Here is a 13,184-nt window from a genome sequence, read left to right on the forward strand (position 1 = left end):
ACCTCCTATTCGCCGCCATAAACATGGACTTGATAATCACTATCGCCGGTTTCTTTTGCAACTAAAGCTTGTACATCATCTACTGAACCAATTTTGATTTCAATTGGGATATTGCCAGACAAGTACTTTTTAGCTGACGACAAAACCAAACGGGTAAAACTTTGAATTTGTTCATAGCCATAAAATTGCGTTGTTACGGAAATGTTTTCTTGTGAAAGCTTACCGTTTGTATAACGCAAAGTTGCCGTTACCCCACTAATATTAGGGAAGTAGTTTTGAATAGCCGTCTTGAAATCATTGAAGTGCGATGCATCATCACTGTTAATTGCTTTTTCACTACCAGTTGTCGGTAAAACTTGCATTTTTTCCGACATGGATTTCCATTTAGATATTTTACTACTATTAGCGGCCGCTGTCCCGTAAGCGAAGTAAGTTCCACCAACTAATGAATCTTTTCCAGTCTTGGAGAATAAACCAATCGTAATCGGAATATTCTTTAAAGCTTTCTTCTTACGCAAGCGAGCAACAATTTCATTAGCTATTTTTTCACCTTGAGCTTTTTGCTCAGCACGTGAAATAGTAGTTTGAAATTCTGCACCGTTACGCTTTTTCTGATAATAATCAACCGAATTCATTGCTAAGCCCAAGCTCATACCACCTAAATTATACTTGGAACCAGATCCAGTCAAATAATCTTGTTCGATAATTTCTTCCAAATAAATTGGATTACGCGTATCGGTTCCGGTCTTACCATTATTTACTGGGTTTAAACCATCAGGATTTGATTTGGATTTACGCATTAACCAATCAGTTACAGTTGAGGTATCCAAATATTGTCCTTCTTGGAAGACGTATTGATTAGGCGAAAATTGATTCTTAGAAATTTGAATCAGCCCTCGCTCTAATTCACGCGTATCAACAGAATTATCATTATCAGTAGCTGTTAATCCTGCAATCGGACTAATATTATAGCGACCATTTTTCATTAAAACGGTATAGCCATTCGTTCCCGTGTTAGTAGTTTGATAGCTTTTTTTCTTAGTGGTTGAAGTGTTTGTCGCATTATTTGCTAAACTAGAATCCTTCAACTTACCACAACCACTTAGAGTAAGCGCGATTCCAGCTAAAGCCATTACTTGCAAATATTTTTTCACAATAATTGTCCTTTATTCAATTTGTGCAATTGCTTCTTCTTCAGTCAAAAGTGGTACGCCTAAAGTCTGCGCTTTAGTATACTTAGAACCAGCATCTTTGCCATAAATCACGTAATCGGTCTTATGCGAAACTGAACCCGTAACTTTGGCACCTAAAGCTTGTAATTTTTTCGTAAACTCACTTCTAGTATAATGCTCTAATTTACCTGTTAGCACTACAGTCTTATCCTTAAATGGATTATCTTCAATTTCTGCAGGCTCATCTGCACCTAGGTAATCCATATTCAGGCCGCTCTCACGCAGCTCATCAATTACCTTCTGTGCTTCTGGTTGAGCAAAATATGTTGTCATTGATTCCGCGATCGTCATGCCTATTGTATCGATAGAAGCTATTTCTTGCACGTCTAGAGACATAATCTTTGCCAGATTTTTAAACTTTTGAGCAATTAAGCGCGCTGCTTTGGCCCCAACATGGTCAATTCCCAATCCAGTAATCAATAATTCAACTGAGTTTTGCTTTGAATTGTCTAAGGCAGTTAACAAATTATTGATCGATTTTTCCTTAAAATGATCGAGTTGTGCTAAATCATCTGCAGTTAAGTGATAAAGATCAGCCACATTATGCACTAAATCTTTAGCAATCAATTGTTTAACGATCTTTGGCCCCAAACCGGCAATGTTCATAGCTGGTCGAGAAGCAAAGTGCGTAATGCCCTCCTCAACTTGAGCTGGACAAGATGGATTGATGCAGCGCAAAGCTACTTCATCTTCTAGGTGAACTAATTTTTGCCCACAGGATGGACAAGTCGTTGGAATCTGATAAGCTACAGAATCTGCCGGTCTTTTAGCCATGACGACTTCAGAGATTTCCGGAATAATATCGCCTGCTTTATGCAGTTTAACGGTATCACCAATCCTGATGCCTTTTTCATTCAAATAATCTGGGTTGTGCAATGAAGCCCTAGCTACAGTTGTACCAGCTAGTTGCACCGGATCCATGACCGCAGTTGGAGTAACTACTCCGGTACGGCCGACAGTCCAAACGATATCCCGCACTACAGTTTCTTGTTCTTCAGGTGGAAATTTATAAGCAATTTCCCAGCGAGGCACCTTAACAGTGTTGCCGAGCTCTTGTTCAATTCCTAGATCATCAATTTTTAACACAATGCCATCAATACCATATGTTAGGCTGTTTCGTTTAGCTGTGTATTCATCGATAAAGGCAAAAACTTCATCTAATGTTTTTAACTTACGACCGGTTTCATTGGTATGAAAGCCTAAATCATGCATTTTTTGAATTGCTTGGTGCTGACTAGTAATTTCTTCAGGCGGATTAACCCAAGTATAAATAAAGGTACTAAGTTGACGCTTCTTGGTAACTTTAGGATCAAGTTGACGCAAAGAACCCGCTGCAGCATTACGTGGATTAGCAAAAACTGCTAGACCTTGCTCTTCTCTTTCTGCATTCAACTTGGCAAAGGCTTCCTTGCTCATGTAACATTCACCGCGCACTTCAGTTGTTAACGGTTCAGGCAAAGTCTGTGGAATATCACTAATATACTTAGCATTAGCTGTTACATCTTCACCAACATAACCGTTACCCCGCGTTGAGGCACGAACCAACTTACCATTTTCATATTCAAGCGATAGTGATAAGCCATCGATCTTTAATTCCACGTTATATTCAACTGGATGACCAACTAATTTTTGCATCCGTTGATCAAAATCCTTCAGTTCAGCTTTGGAAAAGACGTCCCCCATTGACAGCATTGGAATCGGGTGCTCTACCTTGGTAAAATCACTATCAATCTGTCCCCCAACTCTTTGGGTAATGGAGTCGGGTGTCACAATCTCTGGAAATTCTTTTTCTAATTCAAGCAAGCGGTTGTAGCTTTGGTCGTAAACATTGTCTTCAACCTCAGGCGCGTCCTTAGAGTAATAGGCCTCAGCCCATTCATTAAGCTGTTTTCTAAGTGAAGCCGCTTCTTTTTTAGCTTCATCAAGAGTAATTTCTGCCATTTTTCCCTCCTGATCCAAATCAATCTTTCTTTAATTATACCTTCTTAATTGGCGCAAAGGCAGCCAAAAGCCGTTTGATTCCTTTACCAGGGAAAGCAATATCCAGCTCCATATCTTCACCAGTGCCATTAACTTTAGTTACAACACCATGTCCCCAAGCTTTATGCTCGACTTGGTCGCCTACATTCCAGCCCTTCTTTTCAGCACCGATAGCGCCTGAAGCTTTCTTAGCAATATAAACTTCAGCGCGAGCTCGTTCGGCTTTGCGAGCAAATGGTGCCGTCTGCTTCTCAAAGCTAGATTGGATAAAGCTGCTTTGTAATTTTTCATTTTCTTCTTTGTGCAGATCCTGTTCATCAATTTCGTCCAAGAATCTTGAAGGCGGATTATTTTGCATTCTGCCATACATCATCCGTGAGTAAGCATTAGTTAAAAACAGTTCTTGCTTAGCCCGAGTAATTCCCACGTAAGCTAGGCGCCGCTCTTCTTCTAATTCATTGTCATCCATCATTGCACGTTGCAACGGGAAAAGCCCATCTTCCATGCCAATTAAGAAAACCACTGGGAATTCTAGTCCCTTAGCTGCATGTAAAGTCATTAAAGCTACTTGATTGTCATCTTCATCAAGATCATCTTGATCGCTAAGTAGAGATACTTCAGCCAAGAAGTCGCTTAATGGATTAGACTCATCTTCTTCGGGCTCATAATGATCATCAAAACGCTTAGTAACTGACAAGAATTCATCCAAGTTTTCTAAACGCGTTTCTGATTCAATTGTATTTTCAGCTCGCAAGGCATCGGTATAATCAAAATCAGTTAAGATTTTTTCAGTTAAACCAGTTACTGTACCATTTTGAGCATAAGTAATTGCATCACGTAATTTAGTACCAAAATCGCTTAATTTCTTGGCTGCTCTAGTATTAATTGAACTTTCAGCCACATGTCCCATCGCATCTAAAATGTTGTAGTGATTTTCATCCGCAAATGTTATCAACTTATCCACAGTAGCGGCACCGATTCCCCGCTTTGGAGTATTAATAATTCGGTTCATACTCATCGTATCAGCTGGATTAGCAACTAACTTCAAGTAAGCCATCACATCTTTAATTTCTTTGCGGTCATAGAATTTATGTCCACCAACGATTTGATAAGGAATATTGCTTTTAACGAAAGCTTCTTCGACTGTTCTAGACTGAGCATTAGTCCGATAAAGAATTGCGAAATCTTTATAAGCCCGTTTTTTATCTTTAACTTCTTCTTGGATCTTTGAAATGATGTAGTGAGCTTCATCATCACCGCTTTGGGCTTGATAGTAGGTTACCTTTTGCCCATCACCTTGATCAGTCCACAAGTTCTTAGCCTTCCGGTTCTGATTATTTTTGATGACCGAGTTAGCTGCGGACAAAATGTGACCAGTAGACCGGTAATTTTGTTCTAGCTTCACAGTCTTAACATCATATTTCTTGTAATCCTGCTCAAAATTCATGATGTTTTCCATATTAGCACCGCGCCAGCCATAGATTGACTGATCGGCATCCCCAACTACACAAATATTCTTGTATTGTGCAGCCAAAGCATGACAGAGTTCATATTGAGCCTGGTTAGTATCCTGATACTCGTCAACTAAAAGATAACGGAACTTGTTTTGATAATAGTGCAAAACTTCGCTATCTTTTTTAAACAAAACTAGGGTCTGCATAATCAAATCATCAAAGTCCATAATTTGATCACGGCGCAATCTACGTTGATATTCTTCATACACCTTAGCCGCCATCTTCTCAAATGGTGACGATGCACTCTGCATAAAAGCTTCAGGATCCAGCAAGTCATTCTTGCCATTAGAAATCGCGGCTAAAATACCGCGTGGATCATACATCTTAGGATTGATATTCAAGTCTTTTTCAATATGCTTAACCAAAGTTAATTGCTCGGCCGAATCAGCAATTGAAAAATTATGACCATAACCAATCTTATCTGCATCCCGACGCAAGATCCGCACACATAAAGCGTGGAAAGTCGACATCCAAATGTCGTTAGCTGCTGGCCCCAGCAACTTTTGCTCACGCTCACGCATTTCACTAGCCGCCTTATTGGTGAAGGTAATGGCTAAAATATTCCAAGGTGCAACATGATTTTCTTCAACTAAGTAGGCAATTCGTCTCGTTAAAACAGAAGTCTTACCTGAACCCGCACCAGCAACGACTAATAAAGGTCCTTCAGTGGTTTCTACCGCTTCTTTTTGTTGCGGATTCAGACCAGCTAAGATAGATTTTTCGCTCATTATTTTCCCCTTCACTAAAAATTATTTCATTAATGCAACTTGAATATTATACCAAAAAAGCAGCGACTAATTCGCTGCTTTAGATTTACTTATCATATTTTTCAAGATCAAACTGTTCAATCAAATTAATCAGCTTATCGGCATAGTCCGGATCAGTCGCATAGCCGTCGGTAACCAAAGCTTTAGCTTGTGTCTTATAATCTTTGGATGCTAGAACATGCTTATACTGATCGTGGTTCCACGTTGTCCCATTCTGGAATAATCTAGCGTGAGCCCGAATAGAAGCCTCATATGAGTCATATATTTGGAAACGCGCCTTCACGGTAACCCACTTATTCTTTACATATTCCTTAGTTGTCATCACTGCCGAAGTGTTCGGGTTGGATCCTTTAACACCAAAAAGATTGTTGTATTTTTGCGACAAATCACTTTGTCCATAATTACTTTCTAGGCAGGCTTGAGCAATCGTGATGCTTGGCAATAAGTCATACGACTTGTCCACTTCGCGCGCAATCGGACCAATTTTTTTGATAAAGTCTTTTTTCTGTTTTAATAGTTTTGCTGCTTCCTGTTCTTTTTGCAGCTGTGCTTGTCGAATCTGCTCTGATTGAATCGCGTAACGCCTATAATATCTAAAGCCGACAAAAGCAACCATCAGAATAAATAGAATTACGAATACACGCACAACGGTTTTGACACTTTTTGGTACTCTTGATTTACGTTTTCTTGCCATAGTTTTATTCCCTTTAATTACTAATTAAAGTATAACCGATTTTTGAGCAAAAAAAAGAAGTCGCTCACTGCGACTTCTCAATCAGTGCGGGCGAGAAGACTCGAACTTCCACGATCTAAAGCGATCACAAGATCCTTAGTCTTGCGCGTCTGCCATTCCGCCACGCCCGCGGCACATCAACTATAATAGCCTAAATACAGTTGAGATGCAAGAAAAAATATAAATTATTTTAAATTTCTGATCATTTTACGCAAAAGTTTGCGCTAAACGCAGGTGTCCCCTACATTTACCACAACGATACTTTTGTGTATTAATCCTGCGCATTCTTGGATATCTCAACCCACAGTTTTCACAAAGATATAGGTAACGATATTTTTTCTTTTTACGTAAGCCAATATCAGGTGCATAACGACTGCCTCCAACTTTTTTCAGCAAGATTTTAAAATTGCGATCATGGTGTCGGTAACCGAAGCCCAATAAATGCAAATGATAGTGGGTTAATTCATGCTTAATGATTCCTACTAGATAATCATGATATTGTGGTACTAAAAAATGCGCGTTGATTTCAAGATGGTGATCATCCAAATGATAACGCCCACCTGTTGTGGTCATTCGCCGATTAATTTTTACACGGTGCTTAAAAGGGCGATCAAAATATTTTAACGAAATTTCTTCAACTAAATTTTGTAATTCATTCTCATTCATGGATAAAATTTTATTCCAAAAATAAAAATCAGCAAGAATTTAATCTCGCTGATTTTTTGCTACCTAAATATCTTGGCATACATCCCCGCCTGCTTAGGCGTACTAATGTGTCGTTTCAAGAAAGTTACTAAGTCATGTTTGAATGACTTTTTACCATCCATCCAGGTTCCAGTGAATAAGTGAATCGATTTGGAGTCCTTAGAAGGATTACACAGAACTCCATCTGAATAGACATGAATGCCATCTTTTAACACTTGCTCCTGATTACCTAGCTTTAAGCCATACTTATTTACCAGCATTTCAGTAACGGAAATACTATTTACTCCCGCCATCTGATTCTTAGTGTCATATTCAAAATCACGATCTTGATAATAATCCAAAATATCCTGCATAAATGGGTGGCCTTTTTCTGCACCAAAAATTGCAGCTGACAGATAATCATGGTTTTCAAAACCAATAAAGGCAGAATCATTCAAAAGACTATCTAACTTATCCACGACTCTAACATCAGTATCTAAATATATCCCACCTTGTTCATAAATAGCCCGTGCTCGAACATAGTCTGACACGAAGGCCCATTTTTTTGCAGCATAAGCTTGTTCAATATAACGGTTCTCATGCATATCAAAATTATCTTCATTCCACTCAATAATTTGATAATCAGGCAATTTTTTCTTCCAGGTTGCAATACATTCTTCAATTATCGGGGATTTAGGATTGTGTCCTACCCAAACATAATGAATTTTTTTAGGAATCATTTTTAACCTCGCTTCAAAAAGTTCTTAATTAGCTTCACAATATCATCATTAAAATCAAGCTTGAACAAGAACATCAATGTCAGATAAATAATTAACATGACAATTGACTTAAAAGCCATATTGAAAAAGGCAGACGGAATTATATTAGGCATAAACATTCCAATAGCCAAGGTTAGCACCGCAATTAACAAATACTTGGGCACGTCATGGAAAACATAACTAAATTCATAGCCATCACGTACAACCCAGAGCCGCAAAATTAAAACTACTGCTTCAGTAATTAATATTGCAATCATAGCCCCAACTGCGCCATATGGCCTATCTAAGAGATAACTCAAGACAATTTCTAAAATTGCCCCAATAACTACTGGCACAGCATAATCCTTGTCTCGCTGGTTAGCCAAAGCAAATTGGTTAGCAAATACCCCGCCAGTCGGAATCATGATAATTGTTAAGGTAAACCAAAACATTAATGGAGTCATCGGAACATATTTATTCCCAAAGAAAAATGGTACAAACTGTTTGGTATTTGCCATAATAATTACGGCGAACAAGGTACCCAGCATTACAGTAGCTTCCAGTGATTTTTTCATCACTATCTTTTGTGCCTTTTTTCCTTCGCTCGCCATCTTGGGCATAATAACTAGCGAAATACTGGTAATTACACCCAGGATCATATTTGAAATTCGTTGTGAATTGTCATAAAAAGAAACCTGAGTCGAATTAGAAAACCAACCCAAAATTGGTTTATCCAGCGAAGTATAAATTTGAGTCGCAATCTGTGGAATCATCAAAGTACCAATTGCAATTGCCGTCTGTTTAAATTTGTAAAAATGAGCAACGGGTTTTCCTACATAGCGCCGAATATCAAACCAAAAGACAAAGGAACCTAGCATTGTCGACACTGACATGATCAGTAAATATTTCCACAAGTCAGCAGGTGATTTTACCCATAATAAAATTAGAACCACACTAACTAACTTTACCACCGTGTTTTTCAAAACAACACGACCAAAGTCAGCTAGTCCTTGAAAGAACCATGAAATATCAACCTGTGCTGAGATCAAGTATGGCACCATCAACAAGATATAAAACCAATATTGAACGTGAAATACAGTCGCTACAAAAACCGTGACTAAAATGGTGATAATACCGGCGATTCCTTGGAAATACCATAACCCCCAGAAAGCATTGGTTAGCTCCTGCGGTGTACCATAAGTGCGCGTCCGTGAAATTGTTCGCATCCCTACATACGACACAGACAGAATACAAAAAATCATCAAGAATTGCACCGTATTGTTCACACTGCTATAAATCCCATAAGTCTTCGGACCTAAGACACGCGATAAATACGGTACAGTAATCAGTGGCACCAATACAATAAAAATCTGATAAACCGCATTATATAAGATGTTTAAAAATGTTTTACGCATTTTAACCTCGATATTCCTGCGTCATGTACTTAAAGACGTTCTCACAATATGAATCACCATGCACCTGGTTAGTCAAATGTAGCCAGTAAAGACGGCGATTAGCAATCTGCTGGTTATCAAGTTGATCCAGATTGCGAATTAGTTCATCCTCTGAATTAACACAGATTCCGGGAGTAATCTCAGCATATGGTCCCATTAGTAATCCGCGTGTTTTTTCATATTGCTCTAAAAAGTTAGTCACAAACACAATCGGTTTGTTCAAGTGCAAGTAATCAAAGTAGATTGACGAAAAGTCTGTCATCAAGAAATCAGTATCACCGAGCAATTCATACAAATCATAATTGTGGTCAAACAAGTAATCATTGTTCATGAAAGCAATGTTAGAATAACTGCTCTTGAAATTGGCAAATAAGCGCATTTCATAGGGATGCAATTTTACAATCAGATATTGATGCCGCTTCTTTAATTCTGTATTTAATTTTTCAACATCAAAATCCCGAAAGGCAAAAAAGTTTCTCTCTTTGATTTTCTCCATAATGGATTTATCTTCCAATTCATAACGAAAAGTTGGCATATAGATCCCGATCTGTGCCTGATCGTCCTCAGTTTTAAATAAGTCAGCCAACAATTGTTTCTTCGAAATTACCGGCTTAGCCAATAAATCCAAACGCGGAAAGCCCAGCTTGCGGTATTTTTTTGTCTCAATTGCCATACAAGCACTCATTAGTGATTCATATAGATCAGAGCTAGAAGCAACAATATCCGCATTCTTGTGCCATAATTTTTCGTTACGGCGATTGTCGCGTCGCTTAGTATTATTAGCCATAATTCCCATGCGCTTGAGCGGAACGCCATGCCACAACTGGACATTAATTTGATGCTTGCGCACCTTAAATGGTTGGTGCGTTGTAATTACATATCGCGCTGCTCCGATTTTCTGCCAGGTTTTCCACTTCAAGTGTGACGATGGCCACGGCTCAACTAATGTAACGTTATATTCAGGATGATTCAATTGCAGCCACTTGTAAAAAGCATAGCCGTTAGATCCAGACCTACCTGAACCATTCAGGATAACCACATTATTGTTTTCCATCGTGGTAAATCTAGCCAAAAAACTCATCCAAGCCAAATAAAGACGGAATAAAAAGCTTTTCATTAAAATACTTCCTTAAAATAGTCTAATACCTAAAGCATATAAAAAAAGCTTGAGCAAACTCAAGCTTTTTTCTTTATTTTTGTTAAACTTTATTCTTTACCCATTTTTCTCTGGCAGAATTTAACAATTTCAACAATCAAAACCATCAAAATTCCGGCAATTAAAATGACTAACCACTGTGGTCCATTAAGTTCAGTCACATCAAAGAACTTAGTCATAAATGGCAATTCTACCGCTGCCATAATTACAGCAGCAATGATAATTGCACCATTGAACCACTTGTTAGAAAAAGTATGCGGTCTAAAAATCGACTGATGTACATACTTGGAATTAATTGCATGGAACAGCTGAATCAAGCCCAAAGTCAAGAAGGCCATTGTCAATGCATCCCCATGTTGCAACGATAGATCACCCACATGTGGACCGACATGCAAACCAATTTGGTATGCACCTAAAACTAAAATTCCTTCCAAAATTCCTTGGTAAATAATTGAACTGGCAACACCACCGCTAAAGAAGTTAGACTTCTTACCACGCGGCTTGCGCTTCATAATTCCAGCTTCCACTGGTTCAACACCTAAAGCAATAGCTGGCAAAGTATCCGTTACCAAGTTGATCCACAAGAGCTGCACAGGAGCTAAGATATCCCAACCTAGCATTGTCATCATGAAAACTGTTAATACTTCACCCACGTTACAACTCATTAAATATAGAATGGCCTTTTGGATATTACTGAAGACCTTGCGTCCTTGCTTTACTGCTTCAACGATCGTGGCAAAGTTATCATCAGCCAAAACCATATCGCTGGCTCCTTTAGAAACTTCGGTCCCAGTAATTCCCATGCCAATTCCGATATCAGCTTGCTTCAAACTTGGAGCATCGTTTACCCCATCACCAGTCATTGCAACAATCTTGTCATTAGCCTGCCAAGCCTTGACAATTCTAACCTTGTGCTCTGGTGAAACACGAGCATAAACGCTGTAGTCACCAACATGCTGTTTGAAATATTCATCATCTAGTTTATCAAGTTCAGCCCCAGTTAAAACGCGGCTATCCTGACCTTTTTCAATAATACCTAGGCGTTCCGCAATTGCTTGAGCAGTTGTTTGGTGATCACCAGTAATCATTACTGTTCTAATACCAGCACTCTTTGCTTCAGCCACGGCCGCTTTAGCTTCACCACGTTCTGGATCAATCATTCCGACTAACCCAGCAAAAATTAAATCTTGTTCAACATTATCAGTTGTTGGATCGGTGTACAATTGGTCGACTTTCTTATAAGCAAGCCCTAAGACACGTAAAGCTTGTTGTGCCATCTGCTTGTTTTGCGCTAAAATATTTTGCTTCTGCTTATCTGTGATCGGCTCTACTTGACCACCATTTTCAATCCTAGTTACTCGCTGTAACAACATATCTGGTGCGCCTTTGACCGCTACAAAGTATTGCTCGCCATCTTTATTAACAGTACTCATCAATTTCCGTTCTGAATCAAAAGGCACTTCTTGAATTCGTTTGTATTTTTCAAGCGAGTCAGTTACATCAATGTTTTGATCAAAAGCAAATTGAATCAGGGCGGTCTCTGTTGGGTCACCCAATAAGTCTCCGCCATTTTCAATCTTAGTATCATTAGCCAAAGTCATTGCCAATAAAGCTGGGTTATTTTCGCTAATACTTTCACTATTATCATGTAACTTTTTATCATAGAAGACCTTTTCAACTGTCATCCGGTTCTGGGTCAACGTACCAGTCTTATCAGAACAAATAATGTCTGTAGCACCCAATGTCTCAACAGCAGGCAATTTACGGACAATCGCCTTATGTTTGGCCATCGTTTGCGTACCTAGTGCCAAAATAATCGTTACAATTGCTGGCAAGCCTTCCGGAATTGCAGCTACAGCCAAGGAAACGGCAACCAAGAACATGTTAATCATTAAAGTAGAGTTACGCTCTGCTGGATCAGCCTTGAGCACTCCTACGATAAAGACAATCACGCAGATTGCCAAAATCATGATGGTTAGGGTCTTTCCCAGTTGATTCAAGTTTCGCTTTAACGGTGTATCAGTTTCATCAGCATTGTTCAACATTGTAGCGATTTTACCAACTTCGGTGTGCATTCCCGTACTAGTTACGATTCCTTCACCACGACCATAGGTCACATTAGTATTGGAATAAGCCATATTTACGCGGTCAGCTAAAGCAATGTCTTCACCTTCTAAAGTTTCTGCATGCTTTTCAACTGGAACTGATTCACCGGTTAACGCTGATTCCTCAATCTTCAAGCTGTGGGCTTGATTCAAGCGTAAGTCAGCAGGAACCACATCCCCAGCTTCTAGTAAAACTACATCTCCAGGAACTAACTCTGTGCTTGGAATAGTAACGATTGTATCATCACGGCGCACATGCGCATCCGGCGTAGCCATTTCCTTCAAAGCATCAATCGCAGCTTCGGAACGTGCTTCTTGAAAGACGCCTAAAATTGCGTTCAAAATGACCACAATCATAATAATTGTGGCATCAGTCCACTCATGAGCTAATACCCCAGACAAAATCGCGGCAATGATCAAAACAATAATCATAAAGTCTTTGAACTGATCAATAAAACGCATGAACATGCTTTGCTTTTTCTTGGAAGCTAAGGCATTGGGACCATATTGCTCTAATCTAGCTTTGGCATCACTAGCACTTAACCCATCCTTAACGGACGTGTTAAGATCTTTTTCAATATCGGGGATCGACTCGACATAATATTTTTTCGCCATTTTCCTCTCCTCAAAAATAAAAAAGAGACTTACATGCTTGTAGCACATAAGTCTCACAAATTAAGATAAATCCAGAAGTATCTTACTTCGGCTGTTGGATTCATCGCAAGCAATTGCTGTTACTCCCTTATGACAAGCTAATTATAAGCAAAATTTTAGCTATCTACAAGTTTTAGCGAATTGCTT

Annotated in this window: 9 protein-coding genes and 1 tRNA gene; all 10 read right to left on the bottom strand. The window is 39.0% G+C overall.

Annotated elements, in window-relative coordinates; translation table 11 throughout:
• Positions 1-5: 5 nt before the first annotated feature.
• Positions 6-1,154, bottom strand: coding sequence for a CamS family sex pheromone protein (locus tag CP367_RS02770; RefSeq protein WP_081305082.1), 1,149 nt, complete (start codon positions 1,152-1,154; stop codon positions 6-8).
• A gap of 12 nt (positions 1,155-1,166) precedes the next feature.
• Positions 1,167-3,173, bottom strand: coding sequence for an NAD-dependent DNA ligase LigA (gene ligA, locus CP367_RS02775; protein ID WP_057726166.1), 2,007 nt, complete (start codon positions 3,171-3,173; stop codon positions 1,167-1,169).
• A 34-nt stretch (positions 3,174-3,207) separates the two neighbouring features.
• Positions 3,208-5,454, bottom strand: a complete 2,247-nt coding sequence (gene pcrA, locus CP367_RS02780) for a DNA helicase PcrA (RefSeq protein WP_089145649.1) — start codon at positions 5,452-5,454, stop codon at positions 3,208-3,210.
• Between the two features lie 85 nt (positions 5,455-5,539).
• On the bottom strand, positions 5,540-6,187 hold the full coding sequence (locus CP367_RS02785; protein ID WP_005720931.1) for a glycoside hydrolase family 73 protein: 648 nt from the start codon (positions 6,185-6,187) through the stop codon (positions 5,540-5,542).
• An 85-nt stretch (positions 6,188-6,272) separates the two neighbouring features.
• Positions 6,273-6,357, bottom strand: a tRNA-Leu gene (locus tag CP367_RS02790).
• A 76-nt stretch (positions 6,358-6,433) separates the two neighbouring features.
• The gene (locus tag CP367_RS02795; protein WP_089145650.1) at positions 6,434-6,892 is read right to left on the bottom strand and encodes a SprT family protein; all 459 of its coding nucleotides are present in this window, start codon (positions 6,890-6,892) and stop codon (positions 6,434-6,436) included.
• Positions 6,893-6,951: 59 nt separating this feature from the next.
• A complete protein-coding gene (locus CP367_RS02800) occupies positions 6,952-7,650 on the bottom strand; it encodes a glycosyltransferase family 32 protein (RefSeq protein ID WP_057726159.1) in 699 nt (232 codons plus the stop codon).
• Positions 7,651-7,652: 2 nt separating this feature from the next.
• Entirely contained in the window at positions 7,653-9,083 is a 1,431-nt protein-coding gene (locus CP367_RS02805; RefSeq protein WP_089145651.1) for an oligosaccharide flippase family protein, read from the bottom strand.
• A 1-nt stretch (position 9,084) separates the two neighbouring features.
• Positions 9,085-10,239, bottom strand: coding sequence for a CDP-glycerol--glycerophosphate glycerophosphotransferase (locus CP367_RS02810; protein ID WP_005720925.1), 1,155 nt, complete (start codon positions 10,237-10,239; stop codon positions 9,085-9,087).
• An 89-nt stretch (positions 10,240-10,328) separates the two neighbouring features.
• Entirely contained in the window at positions 10,329-12,998 is a 2,670-nt protein-coding gene (locus CP367_RS02815; RefSeq protein WP_089145652.1) for a calcium-translocating P-type ATPase, SERCA-type, read from the bottom strand.
• Positions 12,999-13,184: the final 186 nt, after the last annotated feature.

It is taken from the genome of Lactobacillus sp. UMNPBX16 (genome assembly GCF_002553775.1).
Lineage (GTDB): Bacteria > Bacillota > Bacilli > Lactobacillales > Lactobacillaceae > Lactobacillus > Lactobacillus crispatus.

Excerpts from the sequence above, each read along its gene's own strand:
- ligA (WP_057726166.1), bottom strand. The coding sequence starts at position 3,173 with ATGGCAGAAATTACTCTTGATGAAGCTAAAAAAGAAGCGGCTTCACTT.
- pcrA (WP_089145649.1), bottom strand. The coding sequence starts at position 5,454 with ATGAGCGAAAAATCTATCTTAGCTGGTCTGAATCCGCAACAAAAAGAA.
- CP367_RS02785 (WP_005720931.1), bottom strand. The coding sequence starts at position 6,187 with ATGGCAAGAAAACGTAAATCAAGAGTACCAAAAAGTGTCAAAACCGTT.
- CP367_RS02795 (WP_089145650.1), bottom strand. The coding sequence starts at position 6,892 with ATGAATGAGAATGAATTACAAAATTTAGTTGAAGAAATTTCGTTAAAA.
- CP367_RS02800 (WP_057726159.1), bottom strand. The coding sequence starts at position 7,650 with ATGATTCCTAAAAAAATTCATTATGTTTGGGTAGGACACAATCCTAAA.
- CP367_RS02805 (WP_089145651.1), bottom strand. The coding sequence starts at position 9,083 with ATGCGTAAAACATTTTTAAACATCTTATATAATGCGGTTTATCAGATT.
- CP367_RS02810 (WP_005720925.1), bottom strand. The coding sequence starts at position 10,239 with ATGAAAAGCTTTTTATTCCGTCTTTATTTGGCTTGGATGAGTTTTTTG.
- CP367_RS02815 (WP_089145652.1), bottom strand. The coding sequence starts at position 12,998 with ATGGCGAAAAAATATTATGTCGAGTCGATCCCCGATATTGAAAAAGAT.